This window comes from Prauserella sp. PE36 (assembly GCF_003311655.1).
Taxonomy (GTDB): domain Bacteria; phylum Actinomycetota; class Actinomycetes; order Mycobacteriales; family Pseudonocardiaceae; genus Prauserella_A; species Prauserella_A endophytica.
The window spans coordinates 80,710-107,137 of the sequence record NZ_QEQT01000047.1 but is presented as its reverse complement, the minus strand read 5'-3'; the positions used below and the strand labels follow the sequence as shown (position 1 = coordinate 107,137).

At 69.7% G+C, this 26,428-nt stretch carries 28 protein-coding genes and 1 tRNA gene; 22 read left to right on the top strand and 7 right to left on the bottom strand.

Annotated features, from left to right (window positions below; translation table 11 throughout):
- Window positions 1-48: 48 nt before the first annotated feature.
- The 9 genes from ybeY to DI005_RS09470 all read left to right on the top strand — a co-directional run bounded on the left by ybeY (window position 49) and on the right by DI005_RS09470 (window position 7,052).
- Window positions 49-600 carry an rRNA maturation RNase YbeY gene (ybeY, locus tag DI005_RS09510; RefSeq protein ID WP_112268181.1) on the top strand — a complete coding sequence of 184 codons (552 nt, stop codon included), beginning with the start codon at window positions 49-51 and terminating at the stop codon, window positions 598-600.
- Window positions 597-1,925, top strand: coding sequence for a hemolysin family protein (locus DI005_RS09505; RefSeq protein WP_113641885.1), 1,329 nt, complete (start codon window positions 597-599; stop codon window positions 1,923-1,925). The genes ybeY and DI005_RS09505 overlap by 4 nt, the downstream gene beginning before the upstream one ends.
- Window positions 1,918-2,253 carry a cytidine deaminase gene (locus tag DI005_RS09500; protein ID WP_112268177.1) on the top strand — a complete coding sequence of 112 codons (336 nt, stop codon included), beginning with the start codon at window positions 1,918-1,920 and terminating at the stop codon, window positions 2,251-2,253. The genes DI005_RS09505 and DI005_RS09500 overlap by 8 nt, the downstream gene beginning before the upstream one ends.
- Window positions 2,250-3,149, top strand: coding sequence for a GTPase Era (era, locus tag DI005_RS09495; RefSeq protein WP_113641884.1), 900 nt, complete (start codon window positions 2,250-2,252; stop codon window positions 3,147-3,149). The genes DI005_RS09500 and era overlap by 4 nt, the downstream gene beginning before the upstream one ends.
- A gap of 127 nt (window positions 3,150-3,276) precedes the next feature.
- Window positions 3,277-4,140: a DNA repair protein RecO gene (gene recO / locus DI005_RS09490; protein ID WP_112268332.1), complete on the top strand. Its 864-nt coding sequence runs from the start codon at window positions 3,277-3,279 to the stop codon at window positions 4,138-4,140.
- Window positions 4,073-4,909: an isoprenyl transferase gene (locus DI005_RS09485; RefSeq protein WP_199542686.1), complete on the top strand. Its 837-nt coding sequence runs from the start codon at window positions 4,073-4,075 to the stop codon at window positions 4,907-4,909. Before recO ends, DI005_RS09485 begins: the two co-directional genes overlap by 68 nt.
- The gene (locus tag DI005_RS09480; RefSeq protein ID WP_112268173.1) at window positions 4,906-5,322 is read left to right on the top strand and encodes a hypothetical protein; all 417 of its coding nucleotides are present in this window, start codon (window positions 4,906-4,908) and stop codon (window positions 5,320-5,322) included. The genes DI005_RS09485 and DI005_RS09480 overlap by 4 nt, the downstream gene beginning before the upstream one ends.
- Window positions 5,323-6,330 (top strand): permease, encoded by a 1,008-nt coding sequence (locus DI005_RS09475; RefSeq protein ID WP_112268171.1) that lies wholly within the window; start codon window positions 5,323-5,325, stop codon window positions 6,328-6,330.
- On the top strand, window positions 6,327-7,052 hold the full coding sequence (locus DI005_RS09470; RefSeq protein WP_112268169.1) for a TIGR03943 family protein: 726 nt from the start codon (window positions 6,327-6,329) through the stop codon (window positions 7,050-7,052). Before DI005_RS09475 ends, DI005_RS09470 begins: the two co-directional genes overlap by 4 nt.
- 112 nt (window positions 7,053-7,164) lie before the next feature.
- On the opposite strand, the gene DI005_RS09465 is transcribed toward DI005_RS09470, so the two are convergent.
- Window positions 7,165-7,596 carry a Fur family transcriptional regulator gene (locus tag DI005_RS09465; RefSeq protein ID WP_112268167.1) on the bottom strand — a complete coding sequence of 144 codons (432 nt, stop codon included), beginning with the start codon at window positions 7,594-7,596 and terminating at the stop codon, window positions 7,165-7,167.
- Window positions 7,593-7,988, bottom strand: coding sequence for a metalloregulator ArsR/SmtB family transcription factor (locus DI005_RS09460; RefSeq protein ID WP_112268165.1), 396 nt, complete (start codon window positions 7,986-7,988; stop codon window positions 7,593-7,595). The genes DI005_RS09465 and DI005_RS09460 overlap by 4 nt, the downstream gene beginning before the upstream one ends.
- Window positions 7,989-8,281: 293 nt before the next feature.
- Here DI005_RS09460 and DI005_RS09455 point away from each other — a divergent pair, with 293 nt between their 5' ends.
- From DI005_RS09455 to DI005_RS09420, 8 genes are all read left to right on the top strand, one after another.
- Window positions 8,282-9,316 (top strand): hypothetical protein, encoded by a 1,035-nt coding sequence (locus DI005_RS09455; protein ID WP_113641883.1) that lies wholly within the window; start codon window positions 8,282-8,284, stop codon window positions 9,314-9,316.
- 2 nt (window positions 9,317-9,318) lie between these two features.
- Window positions 9,319-9,981, top strand: a complete 663-nt coding sequence (locus tag DI005_RS09450; protein WP_112268162.1) for a class F sortase — start codon at window positions 9,319-9,321, stop codon at window positions 9,979-9,981.
- Window positions 9,982-10,071: 90 nt separating this feature from the next.
- Entirely contained in the window at window positions 10,072-11,460 is a 1,389-nt protein-coding gene (locus DI005_RS09445) for a glycine--tRNA ligase (protein ID WP_112268161.1), read from the top strand.
- Window positions 11,461-11,467: 7 nt separating this feature from the next.
- Window positions 11,468-12,109 carry a YdcF family protein gene (locus tag DI005_RS09440; RefSeq protein ID WP_113641882.1) on the top strand — a complete coding sequence of 214 codons (642 nt, stop codon included), beginning with the start codon at window positions 11,468-11,470 and terminating at the stop codon, window positions 12,107-12,109.
- An 18-nt stretch (window positions 12,110-12,127) separates the two neighbouring features.
- Window positions 12,128-13,405 (top strand): deoxyguanosinetriphosphate triphosphohydrolase, encoded by a 1,278-nt coding sequence (locus DI005_RS09435; protein ID WP_112268159.1) that lies wholly within the window; start codon window positions 12,128-12,130, stop codon window positions 13,403-13,405.
- A 28-nt stretch (window positions 13,406-13,433) separates the two neighbouring features.
- A complete protein-coding gene (locus DI005_RS09430) occupies window positions 13,434-14,546 on the top strand; it encodes a serpin family protein (RefSeq protein ID WP_113641881.1) in 1,113 nt (370 codons plus the stop codon).
- A gap of 14 nt (window positions 14,547-14,560) precedes the next feature.
- Window positions 14,561-16,330, top strand: coding sequence for a glycosyl transferase (locus DI005_RS09425; protein ID WP_113641889.1), 1,770 nt, complete (start codon window positions 14,561-14,563; stop codon window positions 16,328-16,330).
- 49 nt (window positions 16,331-16,379) lie between these two features.
- Entirely contained in the window at window positions 16,380-16,961 is a 582-nt protein-coding gene (locus DI005_RS09420; protein ID WP_112268157.1) for a carboxymuconolactone decarboxylase family protein, read from the top strand.
- On the opposite strand, the gene DI005_RS09415 is transcribed toward DI005_RS09420, so the two are convergent.
- Entirely contained in the window at window positions 16,949-17,890 is a 942-nt protein-coding gene (locus DI005_RS09415) for a sigma-70 family RNA polymerase sigma factor (protein ID WP_112268156.1), read from the bottom strand. The genes DI005_RS09420 and DI005_RS09415 overlap by 13 nt on opposite strands.
- A gap of 9 nt (window positions 17,891-17,899) precedes the next feature.
- On the opposite strand from DI005_RS09415, the gene dnaG reads away from it, so the two are divergent.
- From dnaG to DI005_RS09400, 3 genes are read left to right on the top strand one after another with little or no spacing between them, the layout of a single operon-like run.
- Window positions 17,900-19,840 (top strand): DNA primase, encoded by a 1,941-nt coding sequence (gene dnaG, locus DI005_RS09410; RefSeq protein WP_112268155.1) that lies wholly within the window; start codon window positions 17,900-17,902, stop codon window positions 19,838-19,840.
- Window positions 19,840-20,361 (top strand): hypothetical protein, encoded by a 522-nt coding sequence (locus DI005_RS09405; protein WP_113641880.1) that lies wholly within the window; start codon window positions 19,840-19,842, stop codon window positions 20,359-20,361. Before dnaG ends, DI005_RS09405 begins: the two co-directional genes overlap by 1 nt.
- A 25-nt stretch (window positions 20,362-20,386) precedes the next feature.
- Window positions 20,387-21,151 (top strand): trans-aconitate 2-methyltransferase, encoded by a 765-nt coding sequence (locus tag DI005_RS09400; RefSeq protein WP_113641879.1) that lies wholly within the window; start codon window positions 20,387-20,389, stop codon window positions 21,149-21,151.
- 33 nt (window positions 21,152-21,184) lie between these two features.
- Here the strand turns inward: DI005_RS09400 and DI005_RS09395 are convergent, their stop codons facing one another.
- Window positions 21,185-21,436 carry a hypothetical protein gene (locus tag DI005_RS09395; protein ID WP_112268150.1) on the bottom strand — a complete coding sequence of 84 codons (252 nt, stop codon included), beginning with the start codon at window positions 21,434-21,436 and terminating at the stop codon, window positions 21,185-21,187.
- A 160-nt stretch (window positions 21,437-21,596) separates the two neighbouring features.
- Here DI005_RS09395 and DI005_RS09390 point away from each other — a divergent pair.
- Window positions 21,597-21,669: transfer RNA gene (locus tag DI005_RS09390), tRNA-Asn, on the top strand.
- A 77-nt stretch (window positions 21,670-21,746) separates the two neighbouring features.
- Here DI005_RS09390 and DI005_RS09385 read toward each other — a convergent pair.
- The 3 genes from DI005_RS09385 to DI005_RS09375 all read right to left on the bottom strand — a co-directional run bounded on the left by DI005_RS09385 (window position 21,747) and on the right by DI005_RS09375 (window position 24,637).
- Window positions 21,747-22,778: a tyrosine-type recombinase/integrase gene (locus DI005_RS09385; protein ID WP_158559799.1), complete on the bottom strand. Its 1,032-nt coding sequence runs from the start codon at window positions 22,776-22,778 to the stop codon at window positions 21,747-21,749.
- A gap of 182 nt (window positions 22,779-22,960) precedes the next feature.
- Entirely contained in the window at window positions 22,961-23,140 is a 180-nt protein-coding gene (locus DI005_RS09380) for an AlpA family transcriptional regulator (RefSeq protein WP_113641877.1), read from the bottom strand.
- 15 nt (window positions 23,141-23,155) lie between these two features.
- Complete coding sequence (locus DI005_RS09375) at window positions 23,156-24,637, bottom strand: replication initiator (RefSeq protein ID WP_113641876.1); 1,482 nt, start codon at window positions 24,635-24,637, stop codon at window positions 23,156-23,158.
- A gap of 162 nt (window positions 24,638-24,799) precedes the next feature.
- On the opposite strand from DI005_RS09375, the gene DI005_RS09370 reads away from it, so the two are divergent.
- Window positions 24,800-26,428 carry a DUF6119 family protein gene (locus tag DI005_RS09370; RefSeq protein ID WP_158559798.1) on the top strand — a complete coding sequence of 543 codons (1,629 nt, stop codon included), beginning with the start codon at window positions 24,800-24,802 and terminating at the stop codon, window positions 26,426-26,428.

Genomic DNA, 26,428 nt, shown 5'->3' with positions numbered 1-26,428 from the left:
CTCGCGGGTGTTCTCGCCGGGTGAGGGACGAAGGAGGCGAGAACGCCCGTGAGCATCGAGATCGCCAATGAGTCCGGCGTCGGGGTCGACGAGGCGTCGATCGTGTCGGCCGCCCGGTTCGCGCTGGACCGGATGGAGGTCAGCCCGCTCGCGGAGCTGTCCGTGCTGCTGGTGACCCTCGACGTGATGGAGGACCTGCACGAGCGCTGGATGGACCTTCCCGGCCCCACCGACGTCATGGCGTTTCCCATGGACGAACTGGAGTCCACGCGGCGGCCCGACGCGCCAGAGGCCTCGCCCGCGCTGCTGGGTGACATCGTGCTGTGCCCCGCGTTCGCCAAGGACCAGGCACGCACGGCCGGGCACTCGCTCATCGAGGAGCTGCACCTGCTGACCGTCCACGGCGTGCTCCACCTGCTCGGCTACGACCACGCCGAGCCGGCCGAGGAGCGCGAGATGTTCGCGCTGCAGAGGCGGATCCTGGCTGACTTCCGCGCCGCGGCACTCGCCGCGCAGCGGCAGGACGTCCAGCGCAGCAACGACGACCGTCTGCTCGGGGCGGCCGGGCTCGACCGGGGGCACGACCAGGAGGCGCCGTGACCGGCTCGGCCGTCCTGCTGGTCATCGCCACGCTGCTGGTGCTGCTCGGCGGTGTCTTCGCCGCCGCCGACGCCGCCGTGAGCACCGTCTCGCAGGCCCGCGTCGAGGGGCTCGTCCGCCTCGGCCGCGTCGGTGCCCGCCAGTTGCTCGCCGTGGTCGGTGAGCGCAGCAGACACATCAACCTGCTGTTGCTGCTGCGCATGAGCTGCGAGCTGACCGCGACCGTGCTGGTCACCATCGTCAGTGTGCGCTGGTTCCAGCCGGTGCCGCTCGCCGTGCTCGCCGCCGGGCTGATCATGGTGCTCGTCAGCTACGTCCTCGTCGGAGTCGGCCCGCGCACCATCGGCAGGCAGCACCCGTACCGCGTCGGCACGATGGTCGCCGGGCCCGTGCGCGTGCTCGGCACCATCCTCGGCCCGCTCAGCAAACTGCTCATCGTGCTGGGCAACGCGATCACGCCCGGCAAGGGCTTCCGCGAGGGCCCGTTCACCACCGAGACCGAGCTGCGCGAGCTGGTCGACCTCGCAGGCGAGCGCGGCGTCGTGGGCACCGACGAGCGCGAGATGATCCACTCGGTGTTCGAGCTGGGGGACACCGTCGCGCGCGAGGTGATGGTGCCGCGCACCGAGATCGTGTGGATCGAGCAGGGCAAGACCGTGCGCCAGGCGCTCGCGCTGTCCATGCGCACCGGGTTCACGCGGCTGCCGGTGATCGGCGAGTCCGTGGACGACATCCTCGGCGTCGTGAACCTCAAGGACCTGGTGCGGGCGTCGATGGCGGAGAGCGGCACGGCCCGTCAGGTGAGCGAGCTGATGAACCCCGCCAGCTTCGTGCCCGACTCCAAACGGCTCGACAGCCTGCTCAAGGAGATGCAGATGTCGCGCCACCACATGGCGATCGCCGTCGACGAGTACGGCGGCACGGCCGGCCTGCTCACGATCGAGGACATCCTGGAGGAGATCGTCGGCGAGATCACCGACGAGTCCGACACCGGCGAGCGCCCGCCCGTCGAGCACCTCGACGAGCGCGTGGTGCGCGTGTCGGCGCGCCTCGGCATCGACGACCTCGGCGAGCTGTTCCACGTCGACCTCACCGACCACGACGTGGAGACGGTCGGCGGCCTGCTCGCGCAGCGACTCGGCCGGGTCCCGTTGCCCGGCGCGGAGGCCGAGGTCGAGGGTCTGCGGCTGCGGGCAGAGGGCGGCAAGGACCGGCGCGGCAGGATGCGCATCACGACGGTGGTGGTGCGTCCCGCCGACGAGGAGTGGGCGCCGCCCCGGCAGAACGGAACCGACGAGCGCGATAGGAGCGTCGAACATGCCTGACCTTGACCCGGAGGACGAGAAGATCATCGTCCTCGCGCGCTCCACCCGAGCCCGCATCCAGGCGGAGGAGGGGGCCGCCGTGCGCGACACCGACGGCCGCACCTACGCCGCCGCCACGGTCGACCTGCCCTCGTTCAAGCTGACCGCGTTGCAGGCCGCCGTGGCCGCCGCCGTGTCCAGCGGTGCGGAGGGACTCGAGGCCGCCGCCGTGGTCACGAACCAGGTCATGGTCAAGGGCGCGTCCGTGCAGGCCGTGCACGACCTCACGCCGAGCGCGCCGATCCTGCGGGCCGATCCGTCCGGGGCCGTGCAGGAGATCCTTCGGTGACCGACGAGCACCGGTCCGGGTTCGCCTGCTTCGTCGGGCGGCCCAACGCGGGGAAGTCGACGCTCACCAACGCACTCGTCGGCACCAAGATCGCCATCACGTCGAGCAAGCCGCAGACCACGCGGCACGCGATCCGCGGCATCGTGCATCGCGACGACGCGCAGCTGATCATCGTCGACACCCCCGGCCTGCACCGCCCGCGCACGCTGCTCGGCCAGCGGCTCAACGACGTCGTGCGCTCGACGTGGTCCGAAGTGGACGTCGTGGGGTTCTGCGTGCCCGCCAACGAGAAGGTGGGCCCCGGCGACAAGTTCATCGCGGGTGAGCTCGCCAAGATCGCCCGGCACACACCGGTGATCGGCATCGTCACCAAGACCGATCTAGCTTCGCCGGACCAGGTCGCGCAGCAACTGCTGGCGCTGCAGGACGTCATGGAGTTCGCCGACCTCGTCCCGGTGTCCGCTGTGGATGGTTACCAGGTGGGCACCCTCGCCGACGTGCTCGTGCGGCGGCTGCCGGAAGGACCCCAGCTCTACCCCGGCGGCGACCTCACCGACGAGCCCGAGCAGACGCTGGTCGCCGAGCTGATCAGGGAGGCCGCGCTGGAGGGGGTGCGCGACGAGCTGCCGCACTCGATCGCGGTGGTCGTGGAGGAGATGCAGCCCCGCGAGGGCCGCGACGACCTCATCGACGTCTACGCGCACGTGTTCGTGGAGCGGCCGAGCCAGAAGGGGATCGTGCTGGGCCACCGGGGCAGCAGGCTCAAGCAGGTCGGCGCGGACGCGCGCAAGCACATCGAGGCCCTGCTGGGCACGAAGGTGTACCTCGACCTGCACGTCAAGGTGGCGAAGGACTGGCAGCGCGACCCGAAACAGCTGGGCCGCCTCGGCTTCTGAACCCGTTGTTCGTGGCCACCCAACCGCAGTGAAGGCCACCTTCACTGCGTTCAACGCAGTGAAGGTGGCCTTCACTGCGGTCGACGCAGGCAAGTGGCCTTCACTGCTGACGTGGGACCATGGGCACGTGAGTCTGTATCGGGACACCGGTGTGGTGCTGCGGTTGCACAAGCTCGGAGAGGCCGACCGCATCGTCACCATGCTCACCCGGCGGCACGGCAAGGTCCGCGCGGTCGCCAAGGGCGTACGGCGCACCACGTCCCGCTTCGGGGCCCGGCTGGAGCCGTTCAACCACGTCGACACGCAGTTCTACACGGGCCGCACGCTCGATGTGATCACGCAGGTCGAGACGGTCGACGCGTTCGCGCTGCCGATCGTCGGCGACTACCCGCGCTACACCTCGGCCGTCGCGATCACCGAGACCGCCGACCGGCTCAGCGCGGAGGAGGGCGAGCCTGCGCTGAAGCTGTACCTGCTGGTCACGGGCGCGCTGCGGGCGCTGGCCGACGGGCAGCGCGACGCGTCACTGGTGCTCGACGCGTTCTTCCTGCGCGCGATGGCGTTCGCGGGCTGGGAGCCCGCCATCACCGAGTGCGCCCGCTGCGGGGAGCCCGGCCCGCACACCGCGTTCAACGTCCAGGCGGGCGGCTCCCTGTGCGGTCGCTGCCGCACGCCGGGTTCGGTGCACCCCGCGCCCGAGGTGCTGGTGCTGCTCGCGGCGCTGCTGCACGGCAACTGGCCCGTCGCCGAGGAGACCACGGCCGGCGTGCGGCGCGACGCGAGTGGACTGGTCGCGGCGCACCTGCAGTGGCATCTGGAGCGGCAGCTGCGCTCCCTGCCCTTCGTCGAACGCCGTGCCCGCGAGGCCCCGATCACCGGCGCGTTAGGGTCGGACGCGATGTCCGGCGACACGGAGGTGACAGGTGCGGCGCAGGGGACGCGAGGAGGCGGCGTCACTGAGGGCGTCGCAGGGGGCGGTGCGGGCGCCTGACCCGCACCCTTCCGGCGAGCGTCCGCCGCGGATCCCGGCCGAGCTGGTGCCGAACCACGTCGCGCTGGTGATGGACGGCAACGGCCGGTGGGCCAACCAGCGCGGGCTGCCCCGCATCGAGGGGCACAAGCGCGGCGAGGCCGTCATGATCGACGTGGCGAGCGGTGCCGTCGAGCTCGGCGTCAAATGGCTGTCGGTGTACGCCTTCTCCACCGAGAACTGGAAGCGCAGCCCCGACGAGGTGCGTTTCCTCATGGGCTTCAACCGCGACACCATCCGCCGCCAGGTCGACTACCTCGGCTCGATCGGAGTGCGGATCCGCTGGGCGGGCCGTACGCCCAGGTTGTGGCGCAGCGTGATCAAGGAGCTGCAGGCGGCCGAGGAGAAGACCAGGCACAACACGCTGCTCAACATGACCATGTGCGTCAACTACGGCGGCAGGGCCGAGATCGGCGACGCCGCGCGGCGGATCGCGCAGCTCGCCGTGGAGGGCAAGATCAACCCCGACAAGGTGGACGAGCGCACGCTCGCGAAGTACCTGTACCAGCCGGAGATGCCCGACGTGGACCTGTTCCTGCGGCCCTCCGGGGAGCTGCGGACGTCGAACTTCATGCTGTGGCAGTCGGCCTACGCCGAGTTCGTCTTCCAGGACACCCTCTTCCCCGACTTCGACCGCCGCAAGCTCTGGGAGGCGTGCCTCGAGTACGCCAAGCGCGACCGCCGCTTCGGCGGGGCGGTCGACGCCGCGGCGAAGGAGGCTCACTCATGACATCGGAGGCCGCCGACACGGCGGAGCTGCTCACCGCCGCCAAGCGGGCGCTGGAGCGCTACCTCGAGGTCAAGGTCGACGACGACGGCACACTGACGTTCTCGCACTCCGACGTGCCGTGCGTGGTGCAGGCGATGCGGCTGGCCGACGGGCTCGCCGTACTCAGCATGACGTGCGTGGTGGGCTGGGACCTGCCCGACGACCCCGGCCTCGCCGTCGCGGTCGCCGAACGCGCGGGCCAGGGGCTTTTCGGCACGCTGGGGCTGGTGCACTCGGAACGCGGCATGGACCTCACGCTGCGTTACGCCTTCCCCGCGCAGGGGCTCGACGTCGCACCGCTCGGGACGTTGCTGATGCTCGTGGTGTCCACCGCGTCGCAGGTGCGCTCCGAGCTCCTCGGCACGGGAGCGTGAGTGGGTAGCCGCACGCAGGCGCGGAACGGCTTCGGGCGCCTGCGGATCACCTCCGTCGAGGTGCTCTGCGTGGTGCTGGTCGTGGCGATCCTCGGCCAGTCGTGGCTGCGGTCGGTGCTCGACGTGCCCGCGCTGCGGACCGGCGCGACGGTGTTCGTCGCGGTGTGTGTGCAGGCGCTGCCGTTCCTGGTGCTCGGCGTGCTCATCAGCGGCGCGATCGCGGCATTCGTCCCGGCTCGTGTGCTGCGGAGGGTGCTGCCACGCAGGGACAGCGCCGCGGTGGGCGTGGCCGGGCTCTCCGGTGTCGCGCTCGCCGGCTGCGAGTGCGCGTCCGTGCCGGTGGCGCGCAGGCTCATCGGACAGGGCGTCGCCCCGGCGGCGGCGCTGACGTTCCTGCTCGCCGCGCCCGCCGTGAACCCGGTGGTGGTCGTCTCCACGGCGGTGGCGTTCCCCGGCGAGCCCGGCATGGTGCTCGCGCGGTTCGTCGGCTCGCTGTTCACCGCGATGATCATGGGCTGGCTGTGGATCCGCTGGGGCAAGCTCGAGTGGATCGCCGAGCGCGCGCTGCGCAGGCTCCCTGAGGTCGAGGGCAGGGACCGGTGGAAGGTCTTCGCCGAGACGGCCCGGGCCGACCTGGTGGAGGCGGGCGGGTTCCTCGTGCTCGGTGCGCTGGTGTCGGCCGCGCTCGGCGTGCTGGTGCCGGGGGAGTGGTTCGGGGTGCTCGGCGACCAGCTGGTGCTGGGGATCCTGGTGATGGCGGTGCTGGCCGTGGTGCTGTCGCTGTGCAGTGAGGCGGACGCGTTCGTGGCGGCGTCGCTCTCGGCACTGCCGCTGCTGCCGAGACTGGTGTTCCTGGTGGTGGGGCCCGCCATCGACCTGAAGCTGTTCGCTCTGCAGGCAGGGACGTTCGGCAGGCCCTTCGCGCTGCGGTTCGCGCCGGTGACGTTCGTCGTGGCGATCCTGTGCGCGGTCGGGGCGGGGCTGCTCTTCCTCGGGGGTGCGCGATGAGGCGGGAGACGCAGAACATCCTTTTGCTGCTGCTCGGCGGGGCGCTGCTCAAGATCGCCATCACGGGCGACTACCTGCGCTACGTCAAGCCCGCGCACCAGCCGTGGCTGCTCGCCGGCGGCGCGGTGACCGTGGCGCTCGGGGCGGTCGCGATCGTGCGCGACGTGCTCGCCGCGCGCAGGCGGGCCGTCGAGGAGCCGGGACACGAGCACCACCACCCGGCGCGCTCGGCGTGGCTTCTGATGGTGCCGGTGCTCGCGGTGTTCCTGGTGGCGCCGCCGGCGCTCGGCTCGGACTCGGTGACGCGCACGCGTGGCGGCACGGCCGAGGGCTTCGCACCCGCCGGGCCTGGCGCGAGCTTCCCCCCGCTGCCGCAGGGAGACCCGCTGCCCCTGACCGTCACCGACTTCGTCAGCAGGGCCGGCTGGGACGAGGCGCGGTCGGTCGACGGGCGCACGGTGTCGCTCACGGGCTTCGTGGTGCACGACGAGCGAGAGACGTTGCTGGCGCGGCTGGTGATCGGCTGCTGCGCCGCGGACGCCTACCCGGTGCGGGTGCGCCTCGACGGCGGCCACGCGGCCGCCCTGCCTGCCGACACGTGGGTGCGGGTGACGGGGAAGGTGGTGCCGGGGCTGAACACGGCCGACAGCGGCTACATCCCCGCGCTGACGGTCGGAACCCTCCAGGAGGTCCCCGCCCCGAAGGACCCGTACGAGTACTGATCCAGGGGGCCGCCTACCGGCCCCCAAGGCCACCTTTGTTGCGTTCAACGCAACAAAGGTGGCCTTGGGGGCCAGTTAGGGTCACTCGAACGTGACTGGCCCCAAGGTCGGGTCAGGCGCCGTTGCGCTGGGCGCAGGTGGAGCAGGTGCCGACGATCTCGATGGTGTGGCTGATGTCGGAGAAGCCGTTGCCCGCGGCGATCTTCTCGGCCCACCGCTCGACCGCGGGGCCCTCGACCTCGACGGTGAACCCGCAGCGGCGGCACACGAGGTGATGGTGGTGGTGCTCGGAGCAGCGGCGGTAGAGCGCCTCGCCGGAGTCGGTGCGCAGCACGTCGATCTCGTCGGCCTCCGACAGCGACTGCAGCGTGCGGTACACCGTGGTCAGCCCGATGCCCTCGCCGCGCCTGCGCAGCTCGTCGTAGAGTTCCTGCGCCGAGCGGAAGTCGTCGATCTCGGCCAGCAGCTCGACCACCGCGGCACGCTGCTTCGTCGCCCTGCGCCCCGGCATCGGCGCGCGGCCGCGAGTCGCCGATGAGCTCATGCCTGACCCTCCTCCTGCACGTGGGCGACGGCGTCGACCACGATATGCGCCAGGTGATCGTCCACCAGCCGGTAGACGACCTCCCGGCCACGTCGTTCACCATTTACCACACCCGCGGCCTTGAGCACCCGTAGGTGCTGGCTGATCAGCGGCTGGGCGACGTGCAGAGCGTCGACGAGCTCGTGCACGCACCGGTCGGCGGCGCGCAGCTGCAGCACGATCGCGATCCGGACCGGTGCGGCGAGCGCGCGCAGCAGCTCACCGGCGTCGGCGAGCGTCGCCGCGGGCAGTGGCGGCGGGGCGGGCTGGTTCTCCCTCGACGGCGAGTGTTCGTGCGACTCGGCGCCGCCGGGAAGGCCCGAGGGAGCCGCGTTCGAACTCACCGTCGACATGTGCTCTCCAGCCTTGGTCGTCACGGGTGGCCAGCGGATGCATACCATCCTAGGCCGTGTCTTCCGGTCCTCTGCCGGGCGAGCGGGGACAGAGTGGTGCCTCGCGGGGCGGCGGAAGGCCCGCACTGGACCGTACTTGCGTCTCCGACACGTGACCTGATGCGCTGGCGCAGGTGACCCGGGCCTCATGATCGACTACTCCGATCGAGTGACTTGGGTGCCGGTCCGCCCGATTCGACCGGGTTCGTGGGCAAAGGTGAATCGCCGTCGCGTTGACCTGGCTGAGGGGAAGCATGAGTCGTTTCGTCACCAAGCTGGCTGTCCGTGGTGCCGTGGTGGCCGCGTTCGCGGCAGTGCCCGGTCTGGCACAGGCGCAGGACAGGGCCGTCGACGAGAACACGGGACCGGTCGCGTTCGCCAACGTCGCCGCCGTGCGGATCGGCGAGGACGGCGGGTCCGTGATCAGCGAGACACAGCGCTCGCCGCTGTTGCCCGGCACGTCCCGGCTCGCGCAGAGCCGCTCCGCGCTACCCGGATCCGACGGAGAGCGCGAGGCCGTGGGCCCGCACTACCTGCTGCATCTCGGCACGTTCGCCGACGGCGAGAGCCCCTTCCCCGACGGCGTCGCCAGCCGGGAGCACGACGTCACGGCGACGCTGAAGGACACCACCGTGCCCACCGCCACCGCCGAGGCCAACTACGCGTTGCGCGACCTCGCCTCCGGCACCACCGTCGTGGCGTTCGAGGACGCCAGGAGCACCGTCGAGTGCGCCGCGCCGGACGCGCTCACCGCCGAGACCACCACCGGCCGCCTGTGGGTGCTCGGCGAGGAGCGGGCGGCGCCCACGGGAGACGAGCCGCTGCGGATCGAGAACCTGCCCTTCGGCCCGCCGGTCGAGGTCGAGGGAGCCGACCCGGAGCAGGCGGTCTCCGACATCACGATCGACAAGGTGACGTCGTTCGACCAGCTCGTCCGCCAGGACCAGTGGCGCTCCGGCCCGGTCACCACCGCCGCGGGCTGGCGGCTGGAGATCGTCACGCACGTGCGCGACGCCGACGGCGCCGACCTTCGCGACGTGACCACCCGCTTTGTGCTGGGCGGCGTCAGCTGCTCGCTGCCGGAGGCCTTCACGCCGGTGACGTCGGACCCCGGTGAGGACCGCGCGGACCCCGTGGTGCCGGTGAAGATCCCCGCCGGGGCACAGGTGAACACGGGTGCGGGCGAGCCGTTCGGCTGGGCGCTCGTGGGCGGCGGGGTCGTGCTCGGCGCCGCCGCGCTGCTGCTGGCCAGAGGCCGCAGGCCCGCCACCGCCCGCGCGGAGGAGTAGCCGTGCCGCGAAGAGGCCTCGCCGCGGCGCTCGGGCTGCTCGCCGTCGCGGCCGTCGTGGCGGGCACGCTCGTGCTGACCAACGGTGGCGGGCCCGCCGCCGCACCGCCGCCGCCGGTGGTCACCACCACGCACAGCCCGCCGCCGTCGAGCACGACGACGCCCTCGAGCACCGAGCTGCGGCCCGAGGCGGTGCCCCTGCGCCATACCCCGGCGGCGCAGCGGCCCGGCACGGTGCGGCTGCCCGAGGGCGGCACGGCGACGCTCGTGCGCCGCGAGGTGACCCCTGACGGCACGCTGCCGATCCCGGACGGGCTTCAGGAGGCGACCTGGTGGGGTGCCGAGCTCGGTGCCGGGCGCGGCGTCGCCCTGCTGTCCGGGCACGTCAACTGGGCGGGCCGGACGGGGCCGTTCGAGCAGCTGTGGCGCTCGCACGCGGGCCAGGACGTGACGGTCGTGGACGCGGGCGGCGGCAAGTGGGTCTACCGCGTCACCGACGTGCTGACGCTGCACAAGGACGACCTGCCCGCGCACGCGCCCCGGCTCTTCGCGCAGGACGGCCCGCACCGGCTCGTGCTGGTCACGTGCGGTGGCGACTACGTGGGCGGCACCGACGGTTACGAGGACAACCGGATCGTCGTCGCGGAGCTCGTCACCCGTCCGTGAACGGTCCATCCCCGGGGACGTGCGGTGCGACACGCGGGCTACGCTGGTAGCTCACTGTCATAGCCGATTCCGCATGCCCCGGAGCGTTGAGTGCCCGCCAACACCATCGAGACCGTCGTCAATCTGTGCAAGCGTCGTGGCTTCGTCTTCCCCTCCGGGGAGATCTACGGCGGTACCCGGTCGGCGTGGGACTACGGACCGCTCGGTGTGGAGCTCAAGGAGAACATCAAGCGCCAGTGGTGGAAGACCATGGTGCAGAACCGGGACGACGTCGTCGGCCTGGACTCCTCGGTGATCCTGCCGCGCCAGGTCTGGGTGGCCTCTGGCCACGTGAACGCGTTCCACGACCCGCTCGTCGAGTGCCTGTCGTGCCACCGCCGGTTCCGGTCGGACCAGCTGGCCGAGGAGTACGCCGAGCGCACGGGCACGCCGGTGAACGAGGACGACCTCTCCGAGGTGCCGTGCCCCAACTGCGGCAACCGCGGCCAGTACACCGAGCCGCGTGAGTTCAACATGATGCTCAAGACCTTCCTCGGTCCGGTGGAGTCCGAGGAGGGCCTGCACTACCTGCGCCCGGAGACCGCGCAGGGCATCTTCGTGAACTTCCTGAACGTGCAGACCACCTCGCGCAAGAAGCCGCCGTTCGGCATCGGCCAGATCGGCAAGTCCTTCCGCAACGAGATCACGCCGGGCAACTTCATCTTCCGCACGCGCGAGTTCGAGCAGATGGAGATGGAGTTCTTCGTCGAGCCGGGCGAGGACGAGAAGTGGCACCAGTACTGGATCGACCTGCGCATGGACTGGTACGCCGACCTCGGCATCGCGCGGGAGAACCTGCGGACCTACGAGCACCCCAAGGAAAAGCTCTCCCACTACGCCAAGCGCACGGTGGACATCGAGTACCGGTTCCAGTTCTCGGCAGGCCAGGAGTGGGGTGAGCTTGAGGGCATCGCCAACCGCACCGACTTCGACCTCACCACGCACTCCAACCACTCCGGTGTGGATCTGTCCTATTTCGACCAGGCGTCCGGCCAGCGGTACCGCCCGTTCGTCATCGAGCCGGCGGCGGGTGTGGGCAGGCCGATGATGGCGTTCCTGCTCGACGCCTACACCGAGGACGAGGTGCCCAACGCCAAGGGCGGCGTGGACAAGCGGACCGTGCTCAAGCTCGACCCGCGCCTCGCGCCGTTCAAGGTCGCGGTGCTGCCGCTGTCGCGCAACGCCGACCTCACCCCGAAGGCCCGCGACATCGCCGCGATGCTGCGCAAGCACTGGAACGTCGACTTCGACGACGCTCAGTCGATCGGCAAGCGTTACCGCCGCCAGGAGGAGATCGGCACGCCGTTCTGCGTGACGGTCGACTTCGACTCGCTGGACGACCAGGCCGTCACCGTCCGCGAGCGGGACTCGATGGCGCAGGAGCGGATCGCGATCGACAAGCTGGAGTCCTACCTGGCCGCGCGTCTCATCGGCTGCTGAGGCGCCCATGACCTCCCATGTGCCGGCGGCGAGCTGGATCCGGAGGGCGGTCCTCGGTGTCGTGCTCGTGGCGCTGCTCGTGCTCGGCGGGACCGCGTTCCGGGTCTGGTACGTGGCGCGTGCCGACGACCGGCCCCAGGTCGACGCGATCGTCGTGCTCGGTGCGGCGCAGTACAACGGCGTGCCCTCGAAGATCTTCGAGGCCAGGCTGTCCCACGCCAAGGACCTGTACGACGAGGGCGTCGCCGGGCACATCGTCACCTCCGGCGGCAACCGCGAGGGCGACGCCTACACCGAGGCGGAGGCCGGGGCGAACTGGCTCGTGGAGAACGGTGTGCCGAGCGCGAGCACGATCGCGGTGGGGGAGGGCAGCGACACGCTGCGTTCCCTGCAGGCCGTGGCCGACGCGATCCACGCCAGGGGCTGGAGCACGGCGGTGATCGTGAGCGACCCGTGGCACTCGCTGCGCGCGGGCACGATGGCCGAGGACGTGGGGCTGGAGGCGTTCACGTCGCCGACCCACACGGGCCCCATCGTGCAGACCCGCGAGACGCAGGCCCGCTACATCTTCCGCGAGACCGGGGCGCTGCTGTACTACCGGTTGTCGAAGAACCCTGCGGACAACATCGGCGGCACCGGCCTGCGGTAACGCATAAAGTGGCGTTCGATGAACGCCGTCTACAGCGAGCACGACCGCGAGCGCAGGCACGCCGAGCCGCCGAAACGGGCCGCGCTGCCCGGCGCCCGCGGTGACGGGCGCAGCCCGTTCGCGCGCGACCGGGCCAGGGTGCTGCACTCGGCCGCCCTGCGCAGGCTCGCCGGGAAGACGCAGGTCGTCGGGCCGGGGGAGGGCGCCGAGGTCAGCGGTGTCCCGCGCACGCGGCTGACCCACTCGCTCGAGGTCGCCCAGATCGGCAGGGGCATCGCCGCCGAGCTGGGCGCCGATCCCGACCTGGTCGACACCGCGGGCCTCGCCCACGACATCGGGCACCCGCCGTTCGGGCACAACGGCGAGCAGGCGCTCGACGAGGCGGCCCTGGCGTGCGGCGGCTTCGAGGGCAACGCGCAGACCTTGCGCATCCTCACCCGGCTCGAGCCGAAGGTGCTCGGCGACGGTGACGAGGCCGCGGGGCTCAACCTCACGCGCGCGTGCCTCGACGCGGCCACGAAGTACCCCTGGCCGCGCGAGGAGGGCACGGCGAAGTTCGGCGTGTACGCCGACGACCTCGACGTCTTCCGCTGGATGCGCGAGGGCGTACCCGGCCGGAGCACGTGCCTCGAGGCGCAGATCATGGACTGGGCCGACGACGTGGCGTACTCGGTGCACGACGTGGAGGACGGCGTACTCGCGGGCCGCATCTCACTGAGCGTGCTCGCGGACGCCGAGGAGCGGACCGCCGTGGCCGAGCTCGCGGCCAGGCACTTCACGAGCAGTTCGGTGTCCATTGTGGAGCGTGCGGCGAAGGAGCTGCTGAACCTGCCGGTGGTGGCGGCGCTCGCGGCGAACGGCTACGACTCGTCGCTGTCCGCGCAGGTCGCGCTCAAGCGGCTCACCAGCGAACTGGTGGGCCGCTTCGCCTCCGCCGCCGTCACCGGGACCCGCGATGCCCACGGTGACGGGCCGCTGCGGCGCTACGAGGCGCGGCTGGCAGTGCCGGAACAGGTCGGCGCCGAGGTGGCGCTGCTCAAGGCGCTCGCGTTGCGCTACGTGATGAGCGACCGGCGCAGGCTGGCCATGCAGGAGGGCCAGCGGCAGCTGCTCGTGGAGCTGGTCGACGTGGTGGCCCGGCGCGCTCCCGAGTCGCTCGACCCGATCTTCCTGCCCGCGTGGGAGGCGGCCGGGGACGACGCGGCGAAGCTGCGCGTGGTGATCGACCAGCTCGCCTCGCTTACCGACGCGCAGGCCCACGCGTGGCACGCGTGGCACACGGGGCGGCACAGTTAGCTCACAGTAAGGGCGGTAACTTCGAAGGATGTCCGTCACCGGCCAGGAACGCGCACACCTCCGCTTCGCACTCGCGGTGCACCGTGCCGCCGCCGGAGCCGGGAACGCCTGCTACTCGCCGTACTCCGCCGCGAGCGCACTCGGGCTGGTGACCAGCGCGGCGCGCGGCGTCACCGCCGAGGAGGCCGCCGCGCTGCTCGCCGGGTCGGTCGAGGGCGCCGCGGAACAGGCCGGGATGCTGCGCGAGGCCGCGGAGCTGACGCCGAGGGCGGGGCAGGAGGAGCCCGTGCTCGAGGTGTCCAACACGCTGTGGGCGTGGGACGGGCTGGCGCTCAAGCGCGACTTCCTCACCGAGCTGGCGAGCTGGCCGTCGGGCGGGGTCGCGGGCGCGCCGTTCGTCGAGGACCCCGAGGCCGCCCGCGCCGCGATCAACGCCGACGTCGCGAAGGCGACCCGCGAGCTGATCCCCGAGCTGCTGCCGCAGGGCACGGTGGGAGAGGACACCGTCGCGACCCTCGTCAACGCTCTGTATCTGCGCGTGGCCTGGACCTACCCGTTCCGGGAGGCGGAGACCGCCGACTCGGACTTCCACGCGCCGTCGGGCACCCGCCGCGTGCCCATGATGCGCCAGTCCGAGCGGCTCTCCTACGCCGAGCGCCACGGCTGGCGACTCGTGTCGCTGCCCGCGGTCGGTGACGTGGAGGCCGTGGTGCTGCTGCCGGACGGCGAGCTCGCCGAGCAGGAGTCCACGATGGACGAGGACCTGCTCGCGGATCTGCTGTCCGCCAAGCGCGGGGCCATGGTGAACCTGTCGCTGCCGCGGCTGTCGCTGGACGTGCGCACCGGGCTCAAGCCCGTGCTGCGCTCGCTCGGCGTGCACACCATGTTCACGCCGGAGGCCGACTTCGGCGGGCTCACCGACGATCCGCGGCTGCTCGTGTCGGACGTGCTGCATCAGGCCGTGCTGAGGCTCGACGAGGCCGGACTCGAGGGAGCCGCCGCCACCGCGGTGGCGATGCGGCTGGTCTCGATGCCGGTCGGCGAGCCGGTGACGGTCACGGTGGACCGCCCGTTCCTTCTCCTCGTCCGGCGCAGCGGCACCGGGGCCGTCTACTTCCTGGCCCGGGTCGTCGAGCCGTGACGGCGGCCGCCGACATGCGGTCGCCGGCCGCCGAGGTCCCACGCGTCCGGTGGCCGTACCGGGGGCGGATCGCCGACATCGCGGTGCTGTCGGCGTACGTGCTGGCCGCGTTCCTCGTCTACCGTCCACTGTGGATGAACCTGGGCAGCGGGTACCTCAGCAGCAGCGTGCAGGACCAGAACATGTGGGAGTGGTTCTTCGCGGTCACGGCCCGCTCCGTGCTGCACCTGGAGAATCCGCTCTTCTCGGACTTCCAGAACTACCCGCTCGGCGTGAACCTCATGGCCAACACGGCCATGCTCGGCGTCGGCATCCCGCTCACACCCGTGACCGTACTGTTCGGGCCCACCACCACATGGGCGCTGACCCTGACCGGCGGCCTCGCCGCGACGGCCGGGGCCTGGTACTGGGTGCTCTCCCGGCACGTCGTCGACACCCGCGCCGGCGCGGCGATCGGAGCCGCGTTCTGCGCGTTCGCCCCGTCGATCATCTCCCACGCCAACGCGCACCCGAACTTCGTCGTGCTGTTCCTGCTGCCCTTCATCGTGCTGCGGCTGCTCAAGCTCGCCCGCGGGGAACGGCCCGTGCGCAACGGCGTGCTGCTCGGACTGCTCGTGACCTACCAGGTGTTCCTCGGCGAGGAGCCGCTGCTGATCGGGGCCACCACGATGGCGGTGTTCGCGATCGTCTACGCGCTGTCGCGGCCCGAGGAGGCCCTCGCCATGGCGAGGCCGCTTGGCGCCGGGATCCTCGTCGGCGCGGGAGTGACGTTCGCGCTCGTGGCGTTCCCGCTGTGGTGGCAGTTCGCGGGCCCGCAGAGCTACGGCAGCATCGAGCACGGCCTGCTGGGCAACGACGCGGCGGCCTTCACGTCGTTCGCCACCGAGTCGCTGGCCGGTGACGCGGAGACAGCCGAGAAGCTCTCGCTCAACCGCACCGAGGAGAACGCCTTCTTCGGCTGGCCGCTGGTGCTGCTGCTCACCGCGGTGACCATCGCGCTGTGGCGCGTGGCGGCCGCGAGGGCGCTCGCGGTGGCGATGTTCGCGCTCGCGTGGATCTCGATGGGTGTGCTGCTCGTCGTGGACGGCGAACCCACGTCGATCCCCGGCCCCTGGATGCTGCTGTTCGACCTGCCGCTGTACGAGTCGGTGCTGGAGTCGCGGTTCGCGCTGGGCGCCGTGGTCCCGGCGGGGATCCTGCTCGCCATGGCCACCGAGCGGGTGCTGCGGCTGAACCTCGCGCCCGACTGGGGCCATGCCGCGCGCATCGGCTGGTTCGGCGCGCTCGCGTTCGCGCTCGTGCCGATCGCCCCCACCGAGCTGCGCGTGCACGAGCGCGACCCGGTGCCGCAGTTCTTCGCCGACGGCACCTGGCGCCAGTACGTGGAGCCCGGCGGTTCGGTGGTCGTGGTGCCGCTGCCCGACACCGGTGACGCCGAGGCCCTGCACTGGCAGGTGAAGGCCGGTTTCGGCTTCCCGCTGGCCGAGGGCTACTTCGTCGGCCCCTCGGCCGACGGCCGCGGCACCTACGGCGCCGTGCGTCGCCCGGTGTCGGAGCTGCTCGAACAGGTCGCCGACACCGGCGTGGCGCCGGCCATCTCGCCGGCGGGCAAGCGGCAGGCGGCGGCGGACCTGCGGTACTGGGAAGCCGATGTCGTGGTGCTGCCCATGGCGGCCGACCAGGCCGACGCCCTGCGCACCACGGTCGACCGGTTGCTGGACCAGGACGCCCGCCCGGTCGGCGGCATGTGGGTGTGGGACGTCCGCGCTGTCACACCCGGCTGAGCTGTCTCGTCCAGCTGGTGACCCCGTCAGTCACCACAGGAGGAGACCGATGCCCCGCATTTCCGGAGTGCCTACCAAGGACGCCGGCCTGCTCGTCCGGTTGAGCTACCGCTTCGCCCGCAAACGTTTCGGCGCCGTGCCCGAGCCGATCACCGTCAGCGCCCACCACCGTCCGCTGCTGTGGACGTACGCGGTGCACGAGCTGATGGCGGAGAAGGCGTCGCGCTCGCTGCCGGTCACCGTGCGTGAGCTGGCCGTCTACCGCACGGCCGTGCGGCTCGGCTGCTCGTGGTGCGTCGACTTCGGCACGATGCTGCAGAAGCACAAGGGTCTCGACATCGACCGCCTCAAGGAGATCGACGACTACGCGACGTCACCCAAGTTCACCCACCAGGAGCGGCTCGCGCTCGCCTACGCCGACGCGATGACCGACAGCCCGGTGAGCGTCACCGACGAGCAGGTGGCGGAGCTGGAGCGGGAGTTCGGCCACAAGGGCGTCGTCGAGCTCACCTACCAGATCGGCCTCGAGAACATGCGGGCCAGGATCAACAGCGCCCTGGACATCACCGACCAGGGCTTCACCTCGGGCGACGCCTGCCGGGTCCCGGTGCCCGCCGATCAGCCCTCCTGACCGGCGACGCGTCCCGCCCGCTCCAGCTTGTCAGGGTTGGCCTGGTCGTAGATCGTGACGACCTTGCCGTCGCGGACCGAGAACGTCTGCACGTGCGCGTCGAGGTCGCGGTAGCCCTCGCCGGGCGCGGGCGGGACGTACACGCCGAGGTCGCCGTTGACCAGCACCGGCCGCGCGCTGTTGAACGCGCCGGGCTTGTAGACCTGCAGGAGGCCCTGGAGGAAGCGCATGATCTTCTCGGCGCCGACCATGATCCGGCGGGTGGTTCTGGCCTTGCCGTTGGAGTCGCCGATGAGCACCACGTCGGGGTGCAGCACCTCGGCCACGGCGTGCACGTCGCCGCTCATGACGGCCGTCAGGAAGCGCTCCAGGATCTCGCGCTGCTCGTCCAGGCTCTCGCGGGACGGCGGGTCGGCGTCGGCCAGCGCCCGCCGTCCGCGCGAGGCGTACTGACGAGCGGTGTCGGGCGAGACGCCGAGGATGTCCGCGATCTCGGAGAACGGCACCGAGAAGGCGTCGTGGAGCACGAACGCGACGCGCTGCTCGGGCCTGAGCTTGTCCAGCACCACCATCGCGGCCATGCGCACGCCGTCGTCGCGCACGACGGTCTCCAGCGGATCCTCGCTGGCCGGGGCGCCCAGCGGGGTGACGATCGGCTCGGGCAGCCACTCGCCGACGTACTGCTCCCTGCGCGCGGTGGCCGAGCGCAGCCGGTCGAGGCAGATGCGCCCCACGACCGTCGTGAGCCACGCCCGCAACTCGTGGATCTCGTCCTGTTTCTCCCGCGGTAGCGCGCTGAGCCGCAGCCACGCCTCCTGCACGGCGTCCTCGGAGTCGGCGAGCGAGCCGGTGAGCCGGTAGGCCACCGCGATCAGGTGGGAGCGGTGCGCGGAGAACTTCTCGGCGAGTGCGTTCCCGGTGACGGTCATAGGCCGAGTATGGCCGAAGACCTCCGTGTCGCGGAGGACACTAGAGTGGGTCCCGTGGCGGGAAGGATCCGGGAGAGCGACATCGCGCAGGTGCGCGAGCGCAGTCGGATCGACGACGTCGTCGGCGAGTACGTCGCGCTGCGCCGCGCGGGCGGCGGCGCGCTGAAGGGCCTCTGCCCCTTCCACGAGGAGAAGACGCCGTCGTTCAACGTGCGCCCCACACACGGCACGTTCCACTGCTTCGGCTGTGGTGAGGGCGGCGACGTCATCAAGTTCATCATGCAGATCGAGCACCTCGGCTTCGTCGAGTCGGTCGAGCGGCTCGCCGACCGAATCGGTCTGCGGCTGACGTACGAGGGCGGCGGGGGCAGCGTCAAGCGCGACCGCGGCACCCGCCTCCGCATGGTCGAGGCGCACAAGGCCGCGCAGGCGTACTACGCCGAGCAACTGGCCACGCCCGAGGCCCAGGCGGCGAGGGAGTTCCTCACCGAGCGCGGGTTCGACCAGGCCGCCGCGGCGAAGTTCGGCTGCGGCTTCGCGCCGGGCGGCTGGGACCGCCTGACCAAGCACCTGCTGAACAACGGCTTCGAGCTGGCCGAGCTCTACAAGGCGCAGATCTCGAAGGAGGGCAGGCAGGGCCCGATGGACCGGTTCCATCGCAGGCTCGTGTGGCCGATCAAGGATCGCGGCGGCGACATCGTCGGCTTCGGCGCGCGGCGCATCTTCGACGACGACCCGATCCAGGCCAAGTACCTCAACACCAGCGAGAGCCCGATCTACAAGAAGTCGCAGGTGCTGTTCGGCCTCGACCTCGCCAAGCGGGAGATCGCCAGGCGGCACCAGGTCGTGGTGGTCGAGGGCTACACCGACGTGATGGCCATGCACGAGGCCGGGGTGCCCACCGCCGTGGCGTCGTCGGGTACCGCGTTCGGCGAGGACCACATGCGGGTGCTGCGGCAGCTGATGATGGACGACGACGCCTTCCGTGGCGAGGTGATCTTCACCTTCGACGGCGACGAGGCGGGGCAGAAGGCGGCGCTCAAGGCGTTCGAGGGCGACCAGACCTTCGCCGGGCAGACCTACATCGCGGTGGCCCCCGATGGTATGGACCCGTGTGAGCTGCGGCTGGCCAAGGGCGACGCGGCCGTGCGCGACCTGGTGGCGCGCCGGATCCCGCTGTTCGAGTTCGCGATCCGCAGCCTGCTCGCCGAATACGACCTCGACTCCGTGGACGGCCAGGTGTCGGCCCTGCAGCGGACCGTTCCACTCGTGGCCCAGATCAAGGACCGCGCCAAGCGGGACGGCTACGCCACGAAGCTCGCGTGGTGGGTCGGCTGGCAGGACGAGGCCATGGTCGTGCGCCGTGTGCGCGAGAGCACCGGCGTGCCGGTGAAGCTCAACGGCCGCAGGCCGGCGGCCCGCAACGGGTCCGCGCCGGAGGCCGGTGGCAACGACATCGAGCGGCCCGATCCCCGCGACCCCGGGCTGCGCGCTCAGCGCGAGGTGCTCAAGGCGGCGCTGCAGGAGCCCGCGCTGGCCGGGCCCGCCTACGACACGCTGCCGGAGGACGCCTTCACCCACCCGGCGTACGTGGCCGTGCACCGCGCCGTGCTGGCGGCGGGCGGCACCGCTTCGGGGCTGACCGGTCCCGCGCTGATCGACGCCGCCTCTCAGCACGCTCCACAAGGGACGGTGAGCTCGCTGCTCTCCGAGCTCGCGGTGGAGCCGATGCAGGCGCGGGGAGAAGCCGACGTCCGGTACGTGTCGGTCATGCTGGCCGCCGTGCAGGAGAACCTCGTGGGCAGGCAGATCGGGGAGCTGAAGTCCAAGCTGCAGCGTCTGTCGCCGGTGGACGCCGCGGACGACTACCGCGCGCTGTTCGGTGACCTCGTGGCGCTCGAGCAGTACCGGAAGGCGCTGCGTGAGCAGGCCGTGGGCGGGCTGGACTGATGGGCCTGCTCAGCCGCCTCTTCGGCGAGCCGCTGCCGGAGCCGTTGCGAGTGTCGCTCGCCGAGGACGAGCACGTGCTCGCGGTCGCGCCCACCGGCGCCGGCGGGCACGTCGCCGTGACGGCGCTTGGGCTGTGGCTGCCCGAGGGCACCGGCGTGCGGCGGGTTGGCTGGCACCTGATCAGCAAGGCCGTCTGGAAGGGCGACGCGCTGACGGTGACGGAGGCCGACGAGGCGCGGACCGCGGGCCGGGCCGTGCTGCTGGCCGACCGCGAACCGGTGCGGCACGTCCTGCCGAAGCCGGGCAAGATCCCGCAGCTCGTGCGTCGGCGCGTCGAAGGCTCCATCCGCCAGCGCTACCGCAAGGAGCTGGACGGTGGCGGTGCGTGGTTCGTGGTGCGCAAGGTGCCCGGATCCGACACTTCCGTGCTCCAGGTGCGGCCCGATCCGGGTGCGGACACCGACGTGCTGGCGAGCATCGCGGAGGAGGCCGCCGCGAAGCTCGCGGGCGGAGCGCCTTAACAGTACGCTCGTACTGGGAGGCGATATGTGGGATCCGGCGAAGTACCTCGACTACGGCGACCTCCGCGCGCGGCCGTTCTTCGAGCTGGTGGCCCGCGTGGAAGCGGAGGCCCCGCGCAGGGTCGTCGACCTCGGCTGCGGCCCGGGCAACCTGACGGTGACGCTCGCGCGGCGCTGGCCGGACGCGGTGGTGGAGGCGATCGACAGCTCTCCGGAGATGGTCGCCGCGGCCCGTGAGGCCGGCGTGGCCGCCCGCGAGGGTGACGTGACCGAGTGGACGCCGAGGCCCGACACGGACGTCGTCGTGACCAACGCCGTGCTGCAGTGGGTTCCCGAGCACCGGCAGCTCCTGCGGCGGTGGGTCGGGGAGCTGCCGCCGGGCGCGTGGCTGGCGATGCAGGTGCCCGGCAACATGAGCGCCCCGTCGCACACGCTCACCAGGCGGCTCGCGGCGAGCCCGGAGTGGGCGGAGCGGCTGGAGGGCGTGGTGCTGCGCGAGGACGACGCCGTGGACACCCCGCAGCAGTACGCGGATCTGTTCGCCGATCTGGGCTGCGCGGTCGACGCGTGGGAAACGACCTACAACCAGCCGTTGACCGGCGAGAACGCGGTGCTGGAGTGGATCAGCGGGACCGCGCTGCGGCCGGTGAGGGCAGCGCTGCCGGACGCGGACTGGGAGACCTTCCGTGCGCAGCTGGCGCCGCTGCTGGAGGAGGCCTACCCGCCGCGTGTGGACGGGACGACGTGGTTCCCGTTCCGCCGGGTGTTCGCCGTCGCGCGGGTGCCCTAGGCGGAGCGCCGGCCGGTCCGGCGCTCCACGGGGTCAGGCCTGGCTGGCGTTGGGCTCCGTCGCGTACTGCCCGTTCGCGCCCTGCGGGGTGTGTGACCGGTGGCCGAAGGGCAGCTTGTCACCGACCTTCTCGCCGACCTTGGCCCTGGCGACGCCCGCGGCGCCCTGCACGGCGGGATGGTCGGCGATCTTGCGGTAGGTCCGCACGATCTGTTCGTATCGCGCACGCCCGGCACGGGCGCCCAGGACGTACCCCACGGCTGCGCCAAGCAGGAACGTCTTCATCTCTCGATGCCTCCTCGTCGCTGTCGACCTGGTGGTTCATTGTCCCGCAGCCAGGCGCGGAACGCTCGTGGCGTGTGGTGTGGGGGTGGTGCGAGGCGGTGATCGAGCATGGGCTAAAGTGTTAACCCGTTGGCCGGAGCGATCCAGCCGACGACAGCGATCCCCTGTAGCTCAATTGGCAGAGCATTCGGCTGTTAACCGAAGGGTTGTTGGTTCGAGTCCAACCGGGGGAGCTTCACCCCAGGTCAGCGGCCTGGGGTTCTTTGCTGTGAGGGCCAGGAACGGCCAACACGCCAGAAACCCGCCATTTTCAGGCTCCGGCTTCCTGTGTGAACATGCCTTCCAACGCATCCGCCGACGCCTTGTTGGCGACGCGCCGACGACGGTAGTGCTTGTCCGCCACGTCCTGCGTGTTGCCGAGCTGGTCCGCGATCGCGCTCAGTGGCAGGTCCGCCTCATCGAGCACGGTCGCCACCGTCTTGCGGAACACGTGGGAGCTGACCCAGCCGTACCCCACGGCCGCGAACGCTTCCTGAATGCGGTGAATCACATTGCTCGGGTCCAGCCACTCGCCGTTCGCCGAGGGGAACAGTGGGCCGCCGCCCGAGGCGAGCTTGCGCCGCCGCAGCATCGGTACCGACCACTCCGGAACCTGCAACGTCAGGCCTGCCCGCTTGCCCTTGCGCTTGGCGACCCGCACGAGACCGACACCCTTCACTCGCACGATGTGGTGATCCACGTGCACGAGCCGCTGAGCGGGGTCCACGTCATCGCCAGCCAGCGCCAGCAGCTCACCGAGCCGCACGCCGGTTGCGAGCATGGTGCGCACGATGTCCGGCAGATCGAGCCACACGTGAGCCCGAACGCCGAGCCTTCGCCCCTTGCTGTCGGTCTGCTTCCTCTCCGCCAGCGTCTCCAGCCTGGCAAGCAGGTCCGACAGCTGTGTCAGGTCGAGCGCCGCGACCTCCTTCTGCTCTCCCCGAGCCAGCCGACCGATGGAACGCGCCGGGTTGACTGTCATCGCCCCATGTCGTACCGCATAGCTGCACAACCCGGTGAGCACGGCCCGGACACTCTTGGCGTTGTCATAGCTGGTCGCGTCGTGGACCTTCTTCACCAGCCGGTCGCAGGTCGATACGGTGACCTCACGTGCTTGCAGTTCGCGGAGGTGGGGGAGTACCCAGTTGCGGAGCTGCCCCCGGTACAGGCGCACCGTGTTGGGCGAGCGATCGCCTAATGCCTCTTCCCGCAACAACTCCTTGACCCACAGGTCGGCCACTTTCGCCATACGCGTGTCGCCGGACAGCTCGTCCCTGCGTACCTCGGCGGACAGCTCGGCCATGGCCTTCTTCAACCGTGACTCGGCGGCTGCCTTGCTCGGGCCCGTTCGGCCGACCCGCTTCAACCGGCCATCAGCCATACGGAACCGGGCCGTGGCCTCCCACGTCTTCGTGGCGATCCGCTTCGTCTGGATCACCCCGTAGGTGCCGACCGGCGTCGGTGGTCGTGCCATCTCCGCTCCTGTCAAGCTGCGTGATCGTCCAGGGATTCAAACCAGGCGATCACGTCGTCTGGCTTGTATCGCACGTACTTGCCGACTCGTTTGCCCTCGGGGCCGTAGCCTTTGGTGCGCCAGTCGTACAGGGTCTTGACCGGCACGCCGAGGTACTCGGCGACGTCTTCGACCGTCCATAGTCGACTCACTGGTCTTCTCCTTCCTTACTTGGCAATGGCTTCTTCGACCTCCTCCTTCGCTACTTGTCGTCGCTCGCGAGCTTTCGCGGCGGCGGTGTTGGCAAGTGCTGCGTCGCCGATGGTCAGCCAGCCCACGCCGTCGAACAGCCAGTTCAAGGTGACCGTGGCGTCGTCGCCAGTCAGGTCGAGATCGGCCGGCGTGTGGCCGGGATGCTCGGGTGGTTCGCCGCGTTGGTATGCCTTTCGCACGGCTCGGAGCGCGGTGAGGGTGGTGGAGTAGCGGCGGCTTTTGGTGGAGAAGTGGCCGCCGAAGCCCAGCATGTGGGCCCATTTCTGGAGCTTGCCCCAGCTCTCGGCCCAGTCGTCGCGTTCGGCGTTGGTGTCGCGGTAGAAGGGCCGCTGGCCGAGCTGCCAGCAGGCGGTGAGCTGGCGGGCCTGGTGGGTGTCCTGTTCGCCGTAGAAGGCGGCTGACGCGGCGGTGAGGCGGCGGGAGACGTGCCCGGCCTGCTCGGTGGCCTTGGTGGCGTACTTGGCCAGATACGCGGCCACGGCGGTGGTGGTGAGTGTTCCGCGGTCGTCGCAGTCGGTGGGTGTGAGCCGGACAGGGCGGATGTCGACTTGTTGGCCCCAGCGGATGACCCAGCCGAGCCGGTTCTTGGGGTGTGGGGCGGTGGTGAACCGGGTGACGGTCGCAGCGTGTTCGAGGTAGCTGCGCAGCAACTCCGGTGTGATCGATGGGTCCGGCGGGATGATTCTATCGCGGTCGTCGGGGTCGTAGCCGTCCAAGCGCACCAGCGCGTGGAAATGCACCACCCCGCGTCGTTGGTACTCGGCGACCTTGGCGTAGGACAGCCGTACCTTGACGCCGCGTTCTGTGGCCGCTTGGCGGAGTTTGCGGTTGAGGGTGATGGTGGTGCGCCGCCACAGTTCCCCGGCGTGGAAATTCCACACCGCTTGGTGTTGGTAGTCGTAGCAGTCCCGGCAGATCGCCTCACCCAGCCGCGGATCGTCCTCAGCGTGCCGCTGGAGGCACATGACCTGCCGCCCGTGTTCGCAGACGGTGCCGAGCCTGCGGGTCCTGCAGGGGCGCACACGGCCATTGGAGCCCACCACCCGGGTGTGGACGGGGCCGAAGGCGGGTGCGGTGAGGGTGACGAAGAAGCAGGGATGCTCGGTCACGGTGTCGGGGACGCCCTTGCCGCCGACGAGCCCGGCCTTGACGAGTTGGTAGGTGTCGGCGCGGTAGGTCTCGGCGCAGGCGGGGCACACCGAAGCGCGGCGGTTCTTGCACGCCACGTACATGACCCCGTCGGGCATGCCGTCCGTAATCCGCTCGATTTCGGCGGGGCCGTGGTCGTTGTGCCAGGTGGCGGTCAGGCGCAGTCGCACGGGGTTCGAGCAGGCGGCGGCGGACGGGGCCCTATTTGGGCTGAACCCTGCCGTAGCTAGTTCGTGTGTGCGTGCGACCGCCTGGCGAGAGTGAGCTTTTGCAGCAGCGCGGGAGATCTACGACCGATCAAGGCACGCGGCTAATTGGGCGATCGTTGAAGCAGGGGCTGGACTATCAGGGCATCCTTCTGTTATCGGTAAAGAATGATCAATGCTGCGGCCGGTTCTTCAGAGATGGAGCAGAGTTCGCTCAGTACGCGTCGCACTAATGTGTACCGAATGTATCGATCGGACAACCTCCATGAGCTGCTTTCCTTAAAGATTCGCGAGAATGTAGAGGGCCGCTTCTCGATTCGCACCATAGAAGTTGGATCTTCACCAGCGTTACTAGTATCTGGCGAATCAGGTAGTGGCCCAGTTGAATGGACGGAGACCGTTAGATCTCTAACCGGAATCGATCTGGGCTTTACGACCACTGCGGCTTCGGCTGCACTTTTTATCGACGTTGATGGCGCCTACTATACCCTTGCGTTCGGCCAAGGCTGGCGATACATGCGCGAAGGCAAGGTCGATCGCCAGTTTGGCATTGATGTAGGCGTACGAATGCTTGACCCAGACGAGATCAAAGACGTCACAAGATGGGCTTTAAGTGCAAAGTCTCGTGTCGACCGGAATATGGTTCCGGGCGGACAAGGCTTATGGGCTTTCGGTCTGCGCGAGCACGCTGAACTTGTGCGAAGCTTAAGCGGTAAAGCTCACGATAACCTTCCTATTGATCTAACCTATGTGCGCCGCCGGGGCAAGTATCGGAATTTTCGACTGAGCGTGGAATGTGGGGAAGGTCTGCACATTCATTTGGGTATCACCGGGGACTCGCTGGTGTCCGACCTTCGTGAGCTGACACGAATCGTCGACGAGGTCGAGGTGAATCCTCAGCTCGAGCCATTACAATGGGTTCGCCGATTGGGGCCAAATCATGATATGCGAGAGCTTCTTGACTCGGAAGCCGTCGATCTTTTGGCGGATCCTGACGTCACCCGTGGAGAAGTAGGCATCGCGTATCCATCAAGGTATTACGATGGCCCAACGGTGCAAAGATACTCCGGAAACATTGGAGATTTCCGTATAGATACCGAGGAGCTATCGATAGAAAAAATCCGCATCGGAGTTCGCCAGCGCCCGAAGAATGAATATCTGCGAACCTTGCGGTCCAGTACTATTGAAGGTTTAGACGGGAGTGGCGCGAGTCTTGGCGGAGAAGTGTCGGCCCTGCATTGGATTGCCGCAGAGATTGTTGACCCCGACTATCATTATATCCTCCTGGACGGTGATTGGTATAGTCTTGGAGACCAATATTTGCGCCATGTTGATCGGGTCGTGAAATCTGCATTCAAGGAGCAACCGCCGTGGACCTTGCCCGCGTGGAATTCTACGCCACTCAACGAAAGACGAAAGATCTATGAAAAGGATTACAACGAGAATGTACCAAAGCTCGATGGACGATTCCTCTGCTTGGATCGCAAGCTAGTTAAGACAAGAGTTCATCCTCAGGGTTTCGAAGTTTGCGACTTGCTGGGCCCTAATGATGAGTTGATACATGTAAAGAAGGTGAGCAGTGATACTGGCTCTTCGGTCTTGAGTCATCTATTTGCGCAAGGCCTGGTCGCCATTGAAAGCCTGACGGATGCCGAAACTTGGAAAGAGTTTCGAGAGATTATCCGAGAGCGTGACCCGAGTCGTGCCAGACGGTTAGGTGCCCGCCCAGCCGGGTTGGTATATGCCATACATCGGTCAGACAAACCCCTTGAGCCCAGGACTCTCTTTACCTTTGCTCGATCGGCTTTAGTGTCTGCATCAGTTGCACTTAACACCTTCGGGATTCCACTGCAGATCGTAGTCATTCCCTGA